This window comes from Azospirillum canadense (assembly GCF_025961225.1).
GTDB lineage: Bacteria > Pseudomonadota > Alphaproteobacteria > Azospirillales > Azospirillaceae > Azospirillum > Azospirillum canadense.
The window spans coordinates 717102-734704 of record NZ_JAOQNG010000010.1 but is presented as its reverse complement, the minus strand read 5'-3'; the positions used below and the strand labels follow the sequence as shown (position 1 = coordinate 734704).

15 protein-coding genes are annotated in these 17603 nt (G+C 68.9%); 6 read left to right on the top strand and 9 right to left on the bottom strand.

Annotated features, from left to right (window positions below; translation table 11 throughout):
- Positions 1-163: 163 nt before the first annotated feature.
- Positions 164-763, bottom strand: a complete 600-nt coding sequence (locus M2351_RS39130) for an Hsp20/alpha crystallin family protein (protein WP_264661366.1) — start codon at positions 761-763, stop codon at positions 164-166.
- Positions 764-948: 185 nt separating this feature from the next.
- Between M2351_RS39130 and M2351_RS39125 the strand changes: the two genes are divergently transcribed.
- Positions 949-1122 (top strand): YdcH family protein, encoded by a 174-nt coding sequence (locus tag M2351_RS39125; protein WP_264661365.1) that lies wholly within the window; start codon positions 949-951, stop codon positions 1120-1122.
- A gap of 119 nt (positions 1123-1241) precedes the next feature.
- Here the strand turns inward: M2351_RS39125 and M2351_RS39120 are convergent, their stop codons facing one another.
- The 7 genes from M2351_RS39120 to M2351_RS39090 all read right to left on the bottom strand — a co-directional run bounded on the left by M2351_RS39120 (position 1242) and on the right by M2351_RS39090 (position 9770).
- Positions 1242-1940, bottom strand: a complete 699-nt coding sequence (locus tag M2351_RS39120; RefSeq protein ID WP_319801971.1) for a response regulator transcription factor — start codon at positions 1938-1940, stop codon at positions 1242-1244.
- Entirely contained in the window at positions 1937-4678 is a 2742-nt protein-coding gene (locus tag M2351_RS39115) for a sensor histidine kinase (RefSeq protein ID WP_264661364.1), read from the bottom strand. Before M2351_RS39115 ends, M2351_RS39120 begins: the two co-directional genes overlap by 4 nt.
- 117 nt (positions 4679-4795) lie before the next feature.
- A complete protein-coding gene (kdpC, locus tag M2351_RS39110) occupies positions 4796-5395 on the bottom strand; it encodes a potassium-transporting ATPase subunit KdpC (protein WP_264661363.1) in 600 nt (199 codons plus the stop codon).
- Positions 5396-5419: 24 nt separating this feature from the next.
- Positions 5420-7543 (bottom strand): potassium-transporting ATPase subunit KdpB, encoded by a 2124-nt coding sequence (gene kdpB / locus M2351_RS39105; protein ID WP_264661362.1) that lies wholly within the window; start codon positions 7541-7543, stop codon positions 5420-5422.
- 18 nt (positions 7544-7561) lie between these two features.
- On the bottom strand, positions 7562-9271 hold the full coding sequence (gene kdpA / locus M2351_RS39100) for a potassium-transporting ATPase subunit KdpA (RefSeq protein WP_264661361.1): 1710 nt from the start codon (positions 9269-9271) through the stop codon (positions 7562-7564).
- Positions 9272-9281: 10 nt separating this feature from the next.
- Positions 9282-9371, bottom strand: coding sequence for a K(+)-transporting ATPase subunit F (gene kdpF / locus M2351_RS39095; RefSeq protein WP_264661360.1), 90 nt, complete (start codon positions 9369-9371; stop codon positions 9282-9284).
- 186 nt (positions 9372-9557) lie between these two features.
- Positions 9558-9770, bottom strand: a complete 213-nt coding sequence (locus M2351_RS39090; RefSeq protein WP_264661359.1) for a hypothetical protein — start codon at positions 9768-9770, stop codon at positions 9558-9560.
- Positions 9771-10009: 239 nt separating this feature from the next.
- Between M2351_RS39090 and M2351_RS39085 the strand changes: the two genes are divergently transcribed.
- A complete protein-coding gene (locus tag M2351_RS39085; RefSeq protein WP_264661358.1) occupies positions 10010-12103 on the top strand; it encodes a 4Fe-4S binding protein in 2094 nt (697 codons plus the stop codon).
- On the top strand, positions 12093-13100 hold the full coding sequence (locus M2351_RS39080; protein ID WP_264661357.1) for an FAD:protein FMN transferase: 1008 nt from the start codon (positions 12093-12095) through the stop codon (positions 13098-13100). Before M2351_RS39085 ends, M2351_RS39080 begins: the two co-directional genes overlap by 11 nt.
- Positions 13101-13110: 10 nt before the next feature.
- On the opposite strand, the gene M2351_RS39075 is transcribed toward M2351_RS39080, so the two are convergent.
- Entirely contained in the window at positions 13111-14790 is a 1680-nt protein-coding gene (locus tag M2351_RS39075) for a putative transporter (protein ID WP_264661356.1), read from the bottom strand.
- Positions 14791-15150: 360 nt separating this feature from the next.
- On the opposite strand from M2351_RS39075, the gene M2351_RS39070 reads away from it, so the two are divergent.
- The 3 genes from M2351_RS39070 (at position 15151) to M2351_RS39060 (ending at position 17563) form a co-directional block, all read left to right on the top strand.
- Positions 15151-15588 carry a MarR family winged helix-turn-helix transcriptional regulator gene (locus tag M2351_RS39070; protein WP_264661355.1) on the top strand — a complete coding sequence of 146 codons (438 nt, stop codon included), beginning with the start codon at positions 15151-15153 and terminating at the stop codon, positions 15586-15588.
- A 13-nt stretch (positions 15589-15601) separates the two neighbouring features.
- A complete protein-coding gene (locus tag M2351_RS39065; RefSeq protein WP_264661354.1) occupies positions 15602-16924 on the top strand; it encodes an alpha-amylase family glycosyl hydrolase in 1323 nt (440 codons plus the stop codon).
- Between the two features lie 354 nt (positions 16925-17278).
- The gene (locus M2351_RS39060; RefSeq protein ID WP_264661353.1) at positions 17279-17563 is read left to right on the top strand and encodes a FeoA family protein; all 285 of its coding nucleotides are present in this window, start codon (positions 17279-17281) and stop codon (positions 17561-17563) included.
- Positions 17564-17603 lie beyond the last annotated feature (40 nt).

Here is a 17603-nt window from a genome sequence, read left to right as displayed (position 1 = left end):
GGCATGTAATCCGCACCGAAGGCCCGACCAGCCCCGAATGCACGCCTATTCGGGAGAGGATTGCCCTTTGGGAGCCGAACGATGAACTTTACGGAGGTGGCGAGCGTCGGCCGCGGCGGCGCGTGGATTCCGCCGCGGCGGACGATCGGCCGGGCGTTCCCCCTTACGCCTTGCCGATCTCGATCTTCTTCCCCGACCTCCGGTTCATCTCGGCCTTCGGCAGGGTGACCGTCAGAAGACCGTTCTTCATCGTGGCGCCGATGCGGTCCTGGTCCACGTCGGCGGGCAGCCGGAAGGAGCGCGCGCACACGCCATAGCGCCGTTCGGAGAAGTGGCGGTTGGCGCCCTTCTCCTCTGTTTCCTCGTGCTTCTCGGCCCGGATCGACAGGACGTTGTCCCGCACGCTGACCTCGACCGACTGCTCGTCCATGCCGGGCATCTCCATGGTCACCCGGTATTCGCCCTCGCGTTCCTCGACCTCGGCCGGGGGTGCGAAGGCCACGCGCTCCAGGTCGGGGCGGAGCAGCGGTTCGAGATCGAAGGGGGAGCGCCGGTTCCACGGCAGCCGGAACATGGACGACGCCTCGTCGAACAGACGATCGAACTCGTCACGCAGGGCGAAGAAGGGATGCCGGTTGCGCTCGGCCATCGCGCGGGCAGCGGCGCCCGTGGAGGCACCCGAGGAGGAGACGTCCCGGCGTCCCTCCTCCGGTTTGGACGTCATGCCCTGCTTGGGCTTTTCCGTTGCGTTCGCTTCAGCCATGGGGTCCTCCCGTTTCTTGGTGATGGCGGATGTCCCGCACCGGGTATCGCGCCAAAGCCGCAGACACGCGTTAACCTGGATTAAGCGCCCCACGGCGAAGCTGCCGGTGGACTCGCGCGCGGATGGACCTACCTCTAGAATGGGCCTTACCAGGCCCGCTGGATATCCAGACCAGAGGTGCTTCCATGGAGACATCGGAGACGGAGGCGGTCGCCTCCCTGCGTCAGCGGCATGCTGACCTTGAAGCCCAGCTTCATGCCGAGTATGCCCGCCCGAGACCTGACGACATGGCCCTGAAGCGTCTTAAGCTGGAAAAGCTCTACGTGAAGGAGCAGATCGATTACGAAAGGCTCCACTGACCGGCGCCGGCCACCGGAAATGGGCCGTCGGAGATGGGCCGCTCCGCGACGGGGCGGCCCTTTTCACGACTCCATTCCGGTTTCGAATCATTCCGGCACCGGATCGTTCCGGCCAAGGGTCATTCGGGAGCCCGCAGGCGGTAGCCGACCCCGGTTTCGGTCATGATGTGCCAGGGACGTTCCGGGTCCGGTTCGATCTTCTGGCGCAGCTGGCGGATGTAGATGCGCAGATACTGCACGTCGGTCTCGCCACCCCAGACCTCCTTCAGGATGAAGCGGTGGGTCAGCACCTTGCCGACGTGCGCGACCAGCAGCCGCAGCAGGTCGTACTCCCGCGGCGACAGCTTCACCTCGTTCCCCCGCACGGTCACGATCCGGCGGACCAGGTCGACCGTCAGGTCGCCGCTTCGGAACAGGGGCCGCTCGCCCTGCTGCTGCAGCCGGTGGCGCATGGCCGTGCGGATGCGCGCCAGCAGTTCGTCCATACCGAAGGGCTTGGTCACATAGTCGTCGGCGCCGAGGTCCAGCGCCTCCACCTTGCCGGCCTCGTCCACCCGGCTGGACAGCACGATGATCGGCGCCGTCACGCCGTCGCTGCGCAGGCGGCGGATCACCTCCAGGCCGTCGATGACCGGCAGGCCAAGGTCGAGAACCAGCAGGTCCGGCGTCCGGCGCCGCATCTCCTCCAGCGCCTTCGCGCCGTCCTCGGCCTCCGTGACGTCGTAGCCCTGCGCGGTCAGGCTGGTGCGCAGGAAGCGGCGGATCGGCGGCTCGTCATCCACGACGAGCACGCGCAGCGGCATGGCTTCCGACCTCATTCCGCGGCCTCCTCGTCGATGCGCGCCAGCTCCGCCGCCGCGGGAACGGTCAGCGTGAAGACGGCACCCCTGCGGTCGGTGCGATTGCCCGCGACGATGGTTCCCCCCATCGCCTCCACGAAGCCGCGGCAGATGGCGAGGCCGAGGCCGGTCCCCGCGCGCTGCCGGTCCTGGGCGTGAACCCGGTAGAACTTGTCGAAGATCCGCTCCACGTCCGCCCCTGGAAGCCCGTCCCCCTCGTCCAGCACCTCGATGCGCACCTGCCCATTCTCGCGCCCACCATTTTCTCGATGAGCCCGAACCTCGATCCGTGACCCAGCGGGCGCGTATTTCGCCGCGTTGTCCAGCAGATTGAACAGGACCTGTTCGAACAGGACGGAGTCGACGTCCAGCATCGGCAGGTCGGCGGCGAGATCCACGTCCACCGTGTGGCCGGCCAGGATCTTCCCCGCCCGCTCCAGCGCGCTGCCCACCACTTCGGCCAGATCGACCGGGCTGGTGCGCGGACGGATCGCTCCCGATTCCAGCCGCGTCATGTCCAGCAGGTTGGCGATGAAGCGGTTCAGCCGTTCCGCCTCCTCCTGGATGGTGGACGCGAGATCGCGGCGCGACTCCTCGTCCAGCATCGGTCCGTAGCTGGTCAGGCTGGTCGCGGACCCCAGGATGGAGGCCAGCGGCGTGCGCAGGTCGTGCGAGATGGAGGTGAGAAGCGCGGATCGCAGCCGCTCCGTCTCCGCGGCCAGCCGCGCCCGGTCGACGTCCTCCGCAAGGTTCACGCGCTCGATGGCCAGCGCCGCTTGGTCGATCAGCGCGTCCAGCAGCCGCCGCTCGTCCGGTGTCAGAAGGGCGCCGGGACGGCCGGTGTCGATGCCGGTCACACCGACCGCACCACGCCCCGTGCGCATGGGCAGGAACAGCCACTTCGCCCCCGGCAGCGTGTCGGCGCCGCGCCCGGCCGGGCGGTTGTTCTCCCACGCCCATTTCGCGGCGGCGAGGTCGGCGTCTTCCAAAATGTCCTCGGGCGGGTAGCCGGCGCGCACCTCCACGCTTCCGGCCACGCCGCTGGCGCCGTCCGGCAGCAGCAGGACCACATGCACCTTCAGCATTGCCGCGATCTGGTAGGCGGTCGCCCACAGCAGGTCGTCCATGGTGACGACGCCAGCCAACTTGCGGCTGAATTGGTACAGGTCCTCCGTCGTCTTGGCGCGCCGGCGCGCGGCGACCGCTTGGGCGCGGACGCGGGCGGTCAGGTTGCTGGCGATCAGCGCGACCACGGCGAAGAAGAACAGCGCGACGATGTTCTCCGCTTCGGTGATCGTGAAGGTGTAGAGCGGCGGCAGGAAGAAGTAGTTGAAGGCCAGCACGCTGATCAGGCTGGCGTAGAGCGACGGCAGCAGCCCGCCGGTGACGGCGCTGGTCAGCACCGCGGTCAGGAAGACCAGCGCGACGTTGCTGACGTCCAGCACCTGCTGCAACACCTTGCCAACGACCAGCGCCGCGGCGACATAGCCAGTGCTGGCGAGGAACGGCCACCACTCGAAAGACGGCGCGCGCCGCGGTGCCGTCCGCACCGTCTTTGGCGGAATCGGGCCGCCGGAATCGCCGGCGATGACGTGCACGCTGATGTCGCCCGCCCTGCGGATCAGGTGGGAGGCGACCGACCCATGCAGAAGCTCGGCCCAACGCGGCCGGCTCGACTTGGCGATGACGATGTGCGTGACGTTGTTGGATCGGGCATAGTCCACCACCGTGTCGGCGACGTCGCGGCCCGGCACCGTCACTGCCTCACCACCCAGCTTCTCCACCAGCCGCAGCGCATCGGCGATGCGGTCGCGCTCCACCTCGTTCAGGCGCAGCGCGTGGGTCGTCTCGACGTGGATGGCGGTCCAGTGGGCGCGCAGCCGTTCCGCTTGGCGACGTGCGTAGCGCACGACCGCCGCGCAGTTTGGGTGCTCGTTGACGCAAACCAGCAGGCGCTCTCCGGCGGCCCAGGGGCCGGCGATGGCGTGGGCCTGCATGTGGGTCAGCAGCTGATCGTCGACCCGTTGCGCGGTCAGCCGCAGCGCCAGTTCGCGCAGCGCCGTCAGGTTGCCGGCGGAGAAGTAATGCCGGATCGCACGCTCCGCCGTGCGCGGGACATAGACCTTCCCCTCCTTCAGGCGCTGGATCAGGTCGTCCGGCGTGATGTCGATGACCTCGATGTCGTCGGCGCGGTCGACGATGGAATCCGGCACCGTCTCGCGCACGCGGACCCGTGTGATCTTGGCGACGACGTCGTTCAGGCTCTCCACATGCTGGATGTTCAGCGTCGTGTAGACGTCGATCCCCGCGGCGAGCAATTCCTCCACGTCCAGGTAACGCTTGGCGTGGCGGCTGCCGGGCGCGTTGGAGTGCGCCAGCTCGTCCACCAGCACGACCCGCGGCCGCCGGGCGAGGATGGCGTCCAGATCCATCTCGTCCAGAAGCCGCTCCTTGTACTCGACGTGGCGGCGCGGGATCACCTCCAGCCCGGCGAGCAGCGCTTCGGTGTCCCTCCGGCCGTGGGTCTCGACCACGCCGACCACGACGTCGACCCCATCCCGGCGCTTGGCCTGGGCGGTCGTCAGCATCTCGTATGTCTTGCCGACGCCGGGGGCCGCGCCGAGGAACAGCTTCAGCCGCCCACGCTCCTCCCGCGCCGCCTGGCGCAGCAGCGCCTCAGGCGATGGACGGGCGGGGGTGGGGCGGTCTGGGGTCATGGAGTGTGTGGTTTCTTCGTCGGAGTTTTGCCCCCACACTCCCGCTTCGCGGGTCCCTCCCACCCCCGCTGGGCGGGGGAGGGTTAGGGTGGGGGTTAAGGCGTTGCGACACTTCAGCTAATGCTTCGCCGCCGCATCGTCCAGGGCGAGGTTCAGCCGCAGCACGTTGACCACCGGATCGCCCAGCAACGGCGTCTCGACATGCTCCGCAACGATCCGGCGTACCGCCTCCTCCGCCAACCCCCGCGCCTTGGCGACGCGCGGCACCTGGAAGTCGACCGCGGCGGGGGACATGTGCGGGTCGAGCCCGCTGGCGGAGGTGGTCACCAGCTCGACCGGCACTGGTTTGCCAGGACTCTCCGCCTTCAGCGCCTCCGCGTCGGCCTGCACGCGTTCGGCCAGCGCCTTGGAGGTCGGGCCGAGGTTGGAGCCCATGGAGTTGGCGGCGTTGTAGGGCTGGGGCACCGTTTTGGCCGGGTAGCCGGGGTCGCTCCCCGTGGTGGCCGACGGGCGGCCGTGGAAATAGCCCTCGCCGGTGAAGCCCTGCCCGATCGGTTCCGAGCCGATCACCGTCCCGTTCCGCTCGATCAGGCTGCCGTTGGCCTGATGCGGGAAAACGGCCTGCGCAATGCCGGTGACGGCCAGCGGGTAAGCAAGCCCGGTGATGACCGTCAGCGCGGCGATCATCACCAGGGCGGGGCGCAATTGCTTGATCATGTTCAGTATCCTCCCGGCCGTCTCTCAGACGAGGCCGATGGCGTTGACGATCAGGTCGATCGCCTTGATGCCGGCAAAGGGAATGACGATGCCTCCCAGCCCGTAGACCAGCAGGTTCCGGCGCAGCAGGCTGGCGGCCCCCACCGGGCGGTAGCGCACGCCGCGCAGGGCCAGCGGGATCAGCGCGACGATGACCAGCGCGTTGAAGATGATCGCCGACAGGATGGCGCTTTCCGGGCTCGCCAGCCCCATCACGTTGAGCGTACCCAGCTGCGGGTAGAAGGCCAGGAACATGGCGGGGATGATGGCGAAGTACTTCGCCACGTCGTTGGCGATAGAGAAGGTGGTCAGCGCGCCGCGGGTCATCAGCAGCTGCTTGCCGATCTCCACGATCTCGATCAGCTTGGTCGGGTCGCTGTCCAGATCCACCATGTTTCCAGCTTCGCGCGCGGCCATTGTGCCGGTGTTCATCGCCACGCCGACATCGGCCTGGGCCAGGGCGGGCGCGTCGTTGGTGCCGTCGCCGCACATGGCGACCAGCTTCCCCTTCGCCTGCTCGTCGCGGATCAGCTGCAGCTTCGCCTCCGGCGTCGCTTGGGCCAGGAAGTCGTCCACCCCCGCCTCCGCCGCGATGGCGGCGGCGGTCATTGGGTTGTCGCCGGTGATCATCACCGTCTTGATTCCCATCTGGCGCAGGGCCGCGAATCGCTCGCGGATTCCGCCCTTGACGATGTCCTTCAGGTGGATGACGCCCAGCAGCCGCCCGTCCCGCGCGACGGCCAGCGGTGTGCCGCCGGCTTTGGCGACGCGCTCCGCGATCGCCAGCACCTCGCGCTCCGCCGCCTCGACCAGCGCGTTCGGGCGGATCGCCGCGACGGTGCCGCCGCGGTTGGCCACGGTGGCCCGGCCAGTCGCCTGCACATGGGCCAGCACGGCGTCCACGGCTCCCTTGCGGATCGCCATCCCGTCGGTGTCGATGCCGCTGATGCGGGTCTGCGCCGAAAAGGGGATGAAGTGGGCGTGCAGCTCGGCCATCTCCCGGCCGCGGATGCCGTATTTCTCCTTGGCGAGCACCACGATGGAGCGGCCCTCCGGCGTCTCGTCGGCCAGCGAGGCGAGTTGGGCCGCGTCGGCGAGGTCGCGCTCCGCCACGCCGGACACGGGCAGGAACTCCGACGCCTGACGGTTGCCCAGCGTGATGGTGCCGGTCTTGTCGAGCAGCAGCGTATCCACATCGCCCGCCGCCTCCACCGCGCGGCCGGACATGGCCAGCACGTTGAAGCGCACGAGACGGTCCATGCCGGCGATGCCGATGGCCGACAGCAGCGCGCCGATGGTCGTCGGGATCAGCGTCACGAACAGCGCCACCAGCACCAGCACGCTGACAGACCCGCCGGCGTAGGCCGCGAAGCTGGGAATCGTCGCCACCGCGATGACGAAAATGATCGTCATGCCGGCCAGCAGGATGTTCAGCGCGATCTCGTTCGGCGTCTTCTGCCGCTGCGCGCCTTCCACCAGCGCGATCATGCGGTCGAGGAAGGTGGAGCCCGGCGCCGCAGTGATGCGCACCTTGATCCAGTCGGAAATCACCTGTGTCCCCCCGGTGACGGCCGACCGGTCGCCGCCGCTCTCGCGGATCACGGGGGCGGATTCGCCGGTGATGGCCGCCTCGTTGACCGAGGCCACGCCCTCCACCACCTCGCCGTCCGACGGGATCAGGTCGCCGGCCTCCACCAGCACAAGGTCGCCGGTCTTCAGTCGGGTGGCCGGCACGGTCTGCCAGCCGTCGCTTCCCTGCTTGAGCAGCTTGGCGTTGGTCTCCGTCTTGGTCTTGCGCAGGCTGGCCGCCTGGGCCTTGCCGCGCCCTTCTGCCACCGCCTCCGCGAAGTTTGCTAACAGCAGGGTAAACCACAGCCAGACGACGATCTGCACCGCGAAGCCGGTGTTGCCCGCCCCGGTTACAACATCGCGGACCAGCAGCAGCGTGGTCAGTGCGGCCACCACCTCCACGCAGAACATGACGGGGTTGCGGACCATCTGGCGCGGGTCGAGCTTGCAGGCCGACTGCCCCAGCGCCGGCACCAGGATGGCCGGGTCGAGCATCGTCGAGGCCGACGAGCGCCCGGCGGATTTCTTGAGGGTTTCCATAGAAAGGATCGTCCCCGATCAGAAGAGGGTGCCGGCCTTCATCGCCAGATGCTCGACCACAGGGCCGAGGGCGAGGGCCGGGAAGAAGGTCAGGCCACCGACGATCAGGATCACCCCGACCAGCAGGCCGACGAACAGCGTGTCGTGGGTCGGGAAGGTGCCGGCGGACGCGGCGGCGCGCGTCTTGGCGGCGAGCGAGCCGGCGATGGCCAACATCGGCACGATCACGAAGAAGCGGCCAACGAGCATGCCCACGGCGAGCGTCAGGTTGTACCAGAGCGTGTTCCCGGTCAGCCCGGCAAAGGCACTTCCGTTGTTCGCCGCCGCCGAGACGTAGGCGTAGAGCGCCTCCGAAAAGCCGTGCGGCCCGGCGTTGGCCATCGACGACGTGCCGGTGTCGAGCACCACGGCGAAGGCCGTCCAGCCCAGCATCATCACGGGCAGGCAGAGCACGGCGAGCATGGTCATCTTGACCTCCTTCGCCTCCAGCTTCTTGCCCAGATATTCCGGCGTGCGGCCGACCATCAGCCCGGCGACGAACAGCGCGATGATGGCGAACAGCAGCATGCCGTACAGCCCGGCACCGACGCCGCCGATGATGATCTCGCCCAGCATCATGTTGATCATCGGCACCATGCCGCCCAGCGGCATGAAGCTGTCGTGCATGGCGTTGACGGCCCCGCAGGAAGCGGCGGTGGTCACCGTGGCGAACAGGGCGCTGGCGGCGATGCCAAAGCGTGTCTCCTTGCCCTCCATGTTGCCGGCGGCGGTGTCGATGCCGAGCGCGGTCAGGGCCGGGTTGCCCTGGGCTTCCGCCCAATAGGCCAGCGTCACGCCCATGAAGAACAGCACGCCCATGGCAGCCAGGATGGCCCAGCCCTGGCGCTCGTCCCCGACCATGCGGCCGAACAGGTTGGTCAGCCCGGCGCCGATCGCGAAGATGGACAGCATCTGCACGAGGTTGGTCAGCGCGGTCGGGTTCTCGAAGGGATGCGCGGAGTTGGCGTTGAAGAAGCCGCCGCCGTTGGTGCCCAGCATCTTGATCGCCTCCTGCGAGGCGACGGGGCCGAGCGCGATGGTCTGCTTGGCGCCTTCCAGGGTGGTGGCGTCCACATAGGCGCCCAGCGTCTGCGGAACGCCCTGCCAGACCAGGAACAGCGCGACGGCGACGGACAGCGGCAGCAGGACGTAGAGCGTGCAGCGGGTCAGGTCGACCCAGAAGTTGCCGACCGTGCGCGCCCCGGCGCGGGCGAAGCCGCGCACCAGCGCCACGGCCAGCGCGATGCCCGTGGCGGCCGACACGAAGTTGTGCACCGTCAGCCCGGCCATCTGCACGAAATAACCCATCGTGCCTTCGCCGCCGTAGTTCTGCCAGTTGGTGTTGGTCGTGAAGCTGGCGGCGGTGTTGAAGGCGAGGTCGGCGGGCACCGCCGCCATGCCCTGCGGGTTGAAGGGCAGCAGCCCCTGCACCCGCTGCATCCCATAGAGCAGCAGCATGCCCGCGAGGTTGAACAGCAGCATGGCGACCGCGTAGGTCACCCAGTGCTGCTCGGTCTTCTCATCGACCCCGGCCAAGCGGTACAGGCCGCGCTCGACCGGGCCGAGCACCGGCGACAGCAGCGTGCGCTCGCCGGTGAAGACGCGCGTCATGAAGCCGCCGAGCGGCCGCGCGACGGCGGCCACCAGGGCGGCGAAGAGGAGGATCAGGATCCACCCGTTGACGGTCATGGGAGGCTCCTCAGAACCGTTCCGGGTGGATCAGGGCGTAGACGAGATACGCCAGCAGGCCAGCGGCCACGAGGCCGCCCAACACATAGTCGAGGATCATGGCTCATGTCCTCACAAGCGGTCGCAGGCGTGCACGTAGGCGATCGCCCCGGCAAAGAAGGCCGCGGTGATCGCCAGCATGATGACGTCCAGCATGGTTGCTCTCCTGACGGCGTCCCGAGCCACAGCTTTACGGCTGCGGCGGAACGCGCGTTAAACTGGATCAAGCGCTTCGACGAACGCTGCGTCAGAGGCCGAAGGTGTCCAACAGAGTCGTCGCCGCGTAGGCCAGGGTGAGGAAGACGGCGACCACGACCGCGATTTCCCCGAACACGTCGCCGGGTGTGGGTGCCGGACCAGTCGTTCCGGACGCGGTTCCGGGCCAAGCGGGAAGCACGGAAGCCTGCCCCTTGGTCGCCCGATGCGATGCCCGATGCGATGCCGTGGTGTGTGGAATCATGATCGCCATCCACTTCCTGGGTTGACGTGACCCCGGTGGATCATCACCGGTGTCCGCTCCCTCAAGAAAAGGGCGGCGGGCCGTATAAAAGCGATGGGGCGGCTGGGGGCGCGGGTATATACGCCGCGGCTATGAGGCGGCGGTAAAGGCGCGCTGCCCTTGCACCATCGTCCAATGTCGCGCGGTTGGCGGGCGTGCTCCAATCAGCCGCACGTCGTCCTTCCACGAGACCGCCGGGCGTGAACACCGCTGCCTTCATTCTGCGCGCCCTGCTCCGCTGCGTCCCGGCCTTGCTGGTCCTCTGCGGCGGCTGGACGGCGGCCCCTGCGGCTGAGGGCGGCTTGACGGAATCGCTTGCCCGCCAACTCGTGCCACCGGGGATGGAGCTGGGGCCGCGCGACCGCGATATTCCCGCCTACCCCCTGGTCAAGGCGGGGCGGACCGTCGGCTACGTCTTCGACAGCCTGGACTACGCGCCCCTGCCCGGCTTCTCCGGCACGCCGATCGAGCTGCTGATCGCGATCGACAGTGGCGGCGGCATCCTGGATGTCCAGCTGGTCCACCAGAACGAGCCGGTTTTCGTCGACGGCCTCGGTCCCGAGCCGTTCGTCGAGTTCCTGAAGCAGTACCGGGGCAAATCGATCCGCCAGAACATCAAGGTCGGCAGCGCCTACGGCGCCGGGGAGAAGGGCACCGGCACCAACGTCACCATCGACGGCGTGACCAAGGCCACCGCGTCGGTGCGCATCGCCAACGTGACCATCCTGTCCTCGGCCCTCGCGGTGGCGCGCGCCCGCATGGCCGGCGTCGCCCCCGCGCAAGGGGCGGAAGTGCGCATGGACGTGCGGCACCCCCTGCCCTGGCCGGACATGCTGGCCGCTGGGCATGTCGGGCGGATCGCGCTGCGCAACCGGGACGTCGACCGGGCTTTCGCCGGATCGCGCCTCGCGCACGACGACCCGGAGGCGGCGGCCGATCCGGATGGCCCCTTCATCGACCTGCGCTTCGCCCTGGCCGACGTGCCGTCGGTCGGCCTCGGCCTGCTGGGGGAGGCCGGCTATCGCCGGTTTATGGACAAGCTGGCGCCGGGCGACCACGCCGTCGCCGTGCTGGCGGACGGACGGTGGTCGATGATGGGGGAGAACTTCATTCCCGGCACCGTGCCCGATCGGCTGGCCCTGACCCAGGGCGGCTTTCCGGTCAACATCCGGGACATGGACCTGGACCTGCCGCTCGCCCCAGGCGTGCCCCATCCGGCGGAGATGAAGATCCTGCGCATCGACGGCGGCTCGGGCTTCGATCCGGGCACGCCCTGGACGCTGTCGCTGCGGGTCACGCGGACGCATGGGTTCTTCTATCCGGAGACGGAAAGCCGCGATTTCCGGGCCGACTACACCCTCCCCGCCGACCTCTTCACCCGCCGCTCAACGGACAACGAGCCCGACTGGCTGCCAACGTGGCGGAGCCGCGCCGCGGAAATCGTCCTCCTCGGCGGGCTGCTCGCCGTACTGACGGCCGCCCTGCTCACGCAGGCACGCATCACCCGCCGACCCCGGCTGTTCGCCGCCGGGCGGCTGCTCGCCCTGGCCGTCACGCTTGGCTTCGTCGGCTGGTACGCGCAAGGACAACTCAGCATCGTCACCCTGCTGGGTGTGGTGAAGGCGGCGGGGACGGGTTTCGACCTGTCCTTCCTGCTCTATGACCCGATCAGCCTGATCCTGTGGGTCTTTGCGCTGGGAACGCTCGTCGTCTGGGGACGCGGAACCTTCTGCGGCTGGCTGTGCCCCTTCGGCGCGCTCCAGGAGTTCGCAGCGCTGGCAGGGCGCCGACTTGGCCTGCCGCAGCTCCGCCTGCCGCCGCGCTGGGATCGGGCGCTCACCGGAATCAAGTACGGCGTGCTGGTGATGCTGGTGGGTGGCACCCTCCGGAACGCCGCCCTGGCGGAAGTGCTGGCCGAGGTCGAGCCGTTCAAGACCACCATCACGCTCGGCTTCCAGCGCGAGTGGCCCTTCGTCGCCTACGCCGCGGCCCTGCTGCTGGCGGGGATGGTCCTGTTCAAGCCCTATTGCCGCTTCCTCTGCCCGCTCGGCGCCGGTCTGGCGCTGGGCGGCCTCCTGCGGCGCTGGAACTGGATCCCGCGCCGGACGGAGTGTGGAACGCCCTGCCGCCTCTGCGAGCGGCGCTGCCGGTACGAGGCCATCCGGCGCGACGGCTCCGTCGTTTATTCGAATTGCTTCCAGTGCCTGGACTGCGTGGCGATCCACCAGGACCGGTCCACCTGCGTGCCGCTGGTGCTCCAAGCGAGAAAGGAAGGAAAAGTCGATGTCCGCTGACGCATCCCCCGTCCGCATGACGCGTCGGCGCGCCATCACCGTCATGGCCGCCACCGCCGGCCTCGCCCTTCTGCCGCGCACCGGGCGGGCCGCGCCCCAGCCGGTCAGTTGGAAAGGCCAGTTGATGGGGGCGGAGGCCGGGATCACGCTGTACCACGAGGATCCGGACATCGCGCGGGCGCTGATCGTCGACTGTGTGGCGGAAATCGACCGGCTGGAGGATGTGTTCAGCCTGTTCCGCCCGCACTCGGCGCTGCGCCGGCTGAACCGGGACGGCGCGCTGGACTCCCCGCCCGCCGATCTCGTCGCCGTGCTGGAGGAGGCCGGGCGCATCGCGGCGCTGACCGATGGCGCCTTCGACGTGACGGTGCAGCCGCTCTGGGACCTCTACGCCGCCCATTTCGCCCACGGCCGCGACGACGCCATCGGCCCGTCCGCGGAGGCGATCGCCAAGGCCTGTGCCCTGGTGGATTGGCGGAACATCGACCATACGCCCGACCGGGTATGGTTTGCCCACCCTGGCATGGCCGTCACACTGAATGGGATCGCCCGCGGTTACGTCACCGACCGCGTCGGAGCGCTGCTGCGGGCGCGCGGGCTGGAACATGTGCTGCTCGACCTCGACAACGTCCTGTCGCTGGGGCCCCGGCCCGACGGACGGCCCTGGCGCGTCGGGGTTGCGGATCCGCGGACGCCGGAGCGGCTGCTGGCCGTCCTGGACACCCGCGACGAGGCGGTTTCCAGCTCCGGCGGCTACGGCACGCGGTTCGACCGGTTGGGAAAGTTCCACCACATCTTCGACCCTGCCACCGGCCGGTCGGCCTTCTCCTGGGCGGGCACGACGGTGACGGCACCATCCGCGACGGTGGCGGACGCGCTGTCCACCGCGCTGATCGTCCTGCCCCACGACCGAATTGCTGCCGTCCTGCGCGGGGCCGGCGCCACCCGCGCCCACTTGGCGGACGCCGACGGAACCCTCACCGTCATTGAGGCGTGAGCGGCCCCCCTCACCACAGCATCAGCACAAGGATCTGCGGCGCCAGGATGCGCAGGCACATGGCGAGCGGGTAGACAGTGGCATAAGCCAGCGCCGGCGCTTCCGACACGGCAACCGCGTTGGCGTAGGCAAGGCCCGGCGGGTTGGTCTGTGCGCCGGTCAGCACCCCGCAGATGGTCAGGAAGTTCAGCTTCAGCACGCCGCGCGCCAGCAGTCCCGTGACGACCAGCGGGATCGCCGTGACCAGCACGCCCCAGGTCATCCAGGGCAGGCCCGCCCCGCTCGCCAGCGTGTCGACGAAGCGGGCGCCCGACGCGATGCCCAGTACGCCGAGGAACAGCACGATCCCGATCTCCCGCAGCGCCTGATTGGCGGCCGGCGGCATGAACCACACCAGCGGCCCCAGATGCCCGAGCCGCGCCAGCAGGATCGCCACGATCAACGGCCCGCCGGCCAGCCCCAGCCGCAGTGGCGCCGGCATGCCCGGCAGGAACAGCGGGATGGAGCCGACAATGGCCCCCAGCGCTATTCCTAAGAACATCGGCACCATCTCCACCTGCTCGAGCCGGCGCGGCGAATTGCCGATCAGCTGCGCCACGGCGGCCAGCCCGTCGGGGCGGCCGATCACCGTCAGGATGTCGCCGAACTGGAGTTTCAGCGCCGCGTTCGGCACCAGTTCCACGCCCGCCCGGTTCACGCGGCTGACCACCACGCCGTAGAGGCCCTGGAGGTTCAGCGCAGCAATGGGCTTACCCAGCACCGCGTTGCCGGTGACCACCAGCCGCTCCCATTTCAGGTCGGTGCCCTTGGTGGTCAGGGTGACGTCCGAAGGCTCGCCCAGCAGCCGGCACAGCTCCTCCAGCCTCAGACGCGGGCCGACGAGGTGGACGACGTCGCCCACCTGCAACACCGTCTCCGGCTTCGGCGCCACCAGCGTGCCGTCGCGCAGCAGCCGCGAGGCGACCACACCCAGACTCGGCAGCGTCGAAAGCCGGCGGAGTTCCAGCCCGTCGATGCTCGGGTTCCGGATGGCGACGTCCATGGTGTGCAGCTCGGCCAGTTCCCGCCGCCGCTCCGCGTCAAAGGCCTGCGCTTCGCGCTGCGGGTCGATGCGGAAAACGATGCGCACCAGCGCCATGGCCAGCAGGTTGCCGACGATGCCGAAGGGGTAGGTCACCGCGAAAGCCAAACCCGGCAGCACCATCACCGAGGCGTCCGCCCCCACCTCCGTCAGCACCTGCTGCGTGGCGGCCAGCGCCGGGGCGTTGGTCACGCCACCCGCGAAGACGCCCAGCGTCACGCCCAGCGGCAGCGCGCCGCTGACCGCCAGCAGGGCGGATACCGCGACGCTCAGCACCACCATCAGCAGCGCCAGCGCGTTCAGCTTCAGGCCCGACGCGCGCAGTGCGGCGAAGAATCCGGGGCCGACCTGGATGCCGATGGTGTAGACGAACAGGATCAGGCCGAAGTCGCGGATGAAATCCATCATCTCCGCGTTGAAGCTGATCCCCGTCACGCTGGCGACGTGCCCGCCCGCGATGCCGGCGAACAGCACCCCGCCGATACCCAAGCCCACCCCGCGGATGCGGATGTGCCCCAGCGCCAGCCCGGCGGCCGAGACCACGCCCAGCATGAAAACCACCCGCGCGATGGGCGGCATCGCGACGAGCAGGTTGGTGATCACATCCATGTCAGCTCACTTTGTCAGCTCAGGCGAACCAAAGGCCGACGGTCATCAGTCCGAGCACGAGGGTGGCGCGGAGCAGAAACTGGGTTTCCAGAACGGAGTCGGTCATTGCCTTTCCATGCGTCAAGCGGACGGCGGGCCGCCCGTCTGGTCGGAACGCAAGTCCTCCTGAACCGCTGACCGGTTCTATCGTTGCATACTGATATATCAGCTGCGCAGGCAAGCGACATCGGGGCAGCGCCTTCGCAAAGGACAAAATGTCGCGCTTGGCCGAGCGAACCGATGCGTGGGCTTTCCTGTTGAACCGTCGGCAATCGATACGCTATGCGTATTATTATCGCGTTCACGGCCGGCTGAGGAAACATGAAGATGGGGGAAGCCGAGGATACGGCGCGGATCCTGCGCAGCGTGCTGTCGCTCGGGCGCCGATTGCGGGCGGAGCGGCCGCAGGGGTCGGCCAGCCTGTCGGCGATCGGGCTGCTCGGCACCCTGCACCGCCTGGGCAGCATGCCCGCGGTGCGGCTTGCCGCGGAGGAACGCCTTCAACCCCAATCGCTGTCGCGCCTGATCGCCGCCCTGGAGCGCGACGGCCTGATCGCGCGCAAGCCCGGAGAGGCCGACCGCCGCGAACTGCTGATCAGCCTGACGGAGCGGGGCCGCGCGGCGCTGGCCGCGGATATGGGCGCCCGCCTCCAGTGGCTCGACCGGGTTATGGCGGCGACCCTGACCGACGCGGAACTTGCGGTCCTTCGACAGGCTGCGGGCGTCATGCAGAAGCTGGCCGATTATGACGGCGACTAGGAAGGAGCGAAGCATGCCGGGTTGGATTCGCCACGCGGTGTGGTGGCACGTCTATCCCCTGGGCTTCCTGGGCGCGGAACCGGAAAGCGCCCCGGATGAACGCGTGCGGCGCCGACTGCCGGACCTGGAGCCCTGGCTCGACTACGCGGTGGAACTCGGTGCGTCCGGGCTGGCGCTCGGTCCCATCTTCGCGTCCTCGACCCACGGCTACGACACGACCGATCACTTCCGCATCGACCCGCGGCTCGGCGACGACGCGGATTTCGACGCGCTCGTCCGCGCGCTCCGGCGGCGGGGCTTGAAGCTGCTGCTCGATGGTGTGTTCAACCACGTCGGCCGCGACTTTCCCCGGTTCCGGAAGGCCCTCGCCGACGGCCCCGGCGGGCCGGACGCTTCCTGGTTCCACCTCACCTGGCCCACGGACGCCGCACCGGGGACCGAGCCCGACCACGCCACCTTCGAAGGCCACCGCCAGCTTGTGACGCTGAACCACGGGGAACCGGCGGTGGCCGACCATGTGGTGCGGGTGATGGACCATTGGCTGTCCCGCGGCGCGGACGGCTGGCGGCTCGACGCCGCCTATGCGGTGCCGCGCGCCTTCTGGGCCGACGTCCTGCCGCGCGTCCGTGCTCAGCACCCCGACGCTTATGTCGTCGGCGAGGTCATCCACGGCGACTACGCTGGCATCGTCCGGGACGGTGGCCTTGATGCGGTGACCCAGTACGAGTTGTGGAAGGCGATCTGGAGCGCGCTCAACGACGGCAATTTCTTCGAGCTAGCCTGGGCGCTCGACCGCCACAACCGGTGGCTCGACGCGTTCGTGCCCCTCACCTTCGTCGGAAACCACGACGTGACCCGGCTGGCCAGCCGGCTGACGGACGAGCGCCACCTGCCGCACGCCCTGGCCGTCCTCTTCACCTGCGGTGGCACGCCGTCGATCTACGCCGGCGACGAGCAGGCGTTCCGCGGGATCAAGGAGAACCGCACCGGCGGCGACGACGCGGTCCGCCCGGCCTTTCCCAGCCGGCCAGCCGAGTTGGCCCCCTATGGCTGGGGCACCTACCGCCTCCACCAGGACCTGATCGGCCTGCGCCGCCGGAATCCCTGGCTTCATGAGGCGCGGACGACCGTGCGGCACCTGTCCAACCGGCAACTCGCCTACGAGGCGAGGCACGGCGACGACGAGCTCCTGGTCGCGCTCAACCTCGGCGACCACGCCATGCGCCTGCCGACGCTCGGCGCCCGCGCCGTTCTCGCCGGAGCCGCCACGCTGGAGCAAGCCGCTGGTGAGCACGCGACTCTCGCACCGCATGGCTGGGCCGTCCTCGGCCGGTGAGCTGGGTCGGCACGTGGGCTTGCGCATCCGTCGAAACTGATATATTAGTTCACGCAGCGCTCCAATCTCGGCGGACTCACGGCCAGTCCGGGCATACCAAGCTTCGTCCACGAGCGCAGCAGTCATTGCGGAAACGGAGCAAGGCCGGGTTTCCCAGGGCAAGGGTGAGAGGCGGCCACAGCGGGCCGCTTCTCCCTCTTTCCGATCTCGCCGCATTGCGTGCCTTGGCGTTTTGCCACCTTGCGACGCCTGCGACACATCGCCCTATCGACGATTGATAACGATTCGCAACACCATGCCGCCACCGTGGCAGTCCGCCATCCTTCCGGACTCCGGTCGTCTTCAGGTGCCGTCATGACCGTCTCATCCCCTCCCGATGGGGACCTCCGCCTCCACCAACTGTCCAAGGGGCAGCCGGCCACCGTGGCCGGCGTCGATGAATCCGCCGTCGTCACCACCCTGCCCGCCGGGGAGCTGGAACGGCGCATGATCGAAATGGGCCTCGTCGAAGGGTCCCGCGTGGTGATCCTGCACGAGGGGTTCCCCGGTCGCGATCCCATCGCGATCCGCGTCAACGAGCACACCCTGGCGCTCCGCCGGGCCGAGGCCCGCGCCGTGCGCGTCACTCCCCTGGCGTAAAACCCGGCCACACACCCCAAAAAATTCAAGGAGGCCGGCC